The following is a 2,023-nucleotide window of genomic DNA, read 5'->3' as shown; positions in this document are numbered from 1 at the left end:
TACTAAACATTTTAAATGAACTTGAGTTAAAAAAAGTTAGTGATGCTCTAATTGAATTATCGAAAAAGGAAATTAATTAACAAAAAAATTTAATCTAAAATGAAAAAAGCTATTTTATTCCCACTTATTTTCGCAGGATCTGCGGCAGCTGTTGGTGCTGGTACATATTTTATTTATACTTCATCTACCGGAGAACAAAGTGGAACGGGAATTATTATAAATAAAAGTGAAACTTCACCTCAAAAAGACTTGTCTGATTCGGTTGATGGGACTCAAAAGCAAGGTCAAAATCAAGAACAAAATCAAGAACCTGAAAAAAATGCAGAAACAGACTTGTCTGATTCGGTTGAAGAGACTAAAAAGCAAGATCAAAATCAAGAACAAAACCAAGAACCTGAAAAAAATGTAGAAACAGACTTGTCTGATTCGGTTGAAGAGACTAAAAAGCAAGATCAAAGTCAAGAACAAAATCAAGAACCTGAAAAAAATGCAGAAATAGACTTGTCCGCTTCGGTTGAAGAGACTCAAAAGCAAGGTCAAAATCAACAAAAAGCCCAAGAACCTGAAAAAAATGCAGAAATAGACTTGTCCGCTTTGGTTGAAGAGACTCAAAAGCAAGAGCAAAATCAAGAACAAGGTCAAGTATCTGAAAAAAATGTAGAAACAGGCTTGTCTGCTTCGGTTGATGAAGCTCAAAAGCAAGATCAAAATCAAGAACAAAGTCAAGAACCTGAAAAAAATGTAGAAAAAGATTTGTCCACCCCGATCGACGAGACTGAAAAGCAAAAGCAAAATCAAGAAAAAACACAAGGACCTGAAAAAAATTTACAAAAAGATAATAGCCAATCAATTCGCGTAGGTTTTTGGAACATTCTAAGATACACAAACAAAACAAATAATAAAAAAGCAAATACCGCCAAAACTTATGCTCTTGCTAAAGTTATAAATTCTTCTGGAAGTGATGCTGTTGGTCTTGCCGAAATTACTACAACTGGTGATGGGGCTGATATTGTAAAAGAACTTGAAAAATTAAATCCTTCTGCTGGTTGAAAACAAATAACTACTGACAAATATGGGAAAGAAAGACAACAAGAAAAATATACTTTTTTATATAAGTCCTCACTTCTTGAAACAATAAATTTTGAGCCAAATTCTAATCCTTATTTAATTCAAGAAGGTATAAAATTACAGAAATGAGCTCGACCGGTTGCGGCTGTTAAATTTCAAACTAAAACTAATATTAAAAATGATTTTACTTTAGCAATTGGCCATTTTGATGCCCCAGGTACATATAAAGGGACTAATAGAAATCGTAAGGAAAATGCTGATCCTGAAGCTCCTGGTCAAGGTGATCAAGAAGCAAATGAGGCTCGTGATTTAGTTAATGTTTTAGCACAAATTGACGAAAAAGATGGCCCAAATAATGAGATAATCTTCATGGGTGACACAAATATTCTCACTAAAAACACCGAAAAATTATTTAAGTCAACATTAGAGTCATACCAATTGCTTCTTCATAAAGATGAAAAAACAACCTTATCTTCTAAAAAATTTGGTGAATATGCAAATTCTTATGACAAAATTTTTTATAAAGGTGATTTAAAGACAAAAAATGCACAAAAATACGACTTATATTCAATTTTTGAGAATAACACAGTCAATTTAGAAGAATATGACCAAATGCGCAAGCAAGATAATAGACCAACAAAAGATAAAACCGGTGATCCAAAAAATATGGAAAGAATTAAGGTAATTTCAGATCATACAATGATTTATTTTGACCTTGAATTAAGCGAATCTGATACTGATTAAAATAGATCAATTTTTTCAAAATTAATCAAAAAAACCTATGAATTTCAGTGTTTTTCCTCCAAATATTAGTGCATTGATAAAAAATCCAAGCTTAATTTATTGTGGTTTACATAATTGTACTTTTACTGCTTTTTATCAAGTAAATTAGTAGAAAAATATAAAAATGTAGATAACATTTTGGAAAATCTTGATAAAATAAGTACAAAATTAT

The 2,023-nt window shown here is 30.9% G+C and carries 1 protein-coding gene; it reads left to right on the top strand.

Annotated features, from left to right (window positions below):
• The first annotated feature begins 99 nt into the window (after positions 1 to 99).
• Positions 100 to 1,812, top strand: a complete 1,713-nt coding sequence (locus MOSC01_RS04770) for an endonuclease/exonuclease/phosphatase family protein (RefSeq protein ID WP_010321503.1) — start codon at positions 100 to 102, stop codon at positions 1,810 to 1,812.
• The last annotated feature ends 211 nt before the right edge of the window (positions 1,813 to 2,023 follow it).

Origin of the sequence: Mesomycoplasma ovipneumoniae SC01 (genome assembly GCF_000218525.1) — a bacterium.
GTDB lineage: Bacteria > Bacillota_I > Bacilli_A > Mycoplasmatales > Metamycoplasmataceae > Mesomycoplasma > Mesomycoplasma ovipneumoniae_A.
This window is presented reverse-complemented; position numbering and strand designations above follow the sequence as displayed.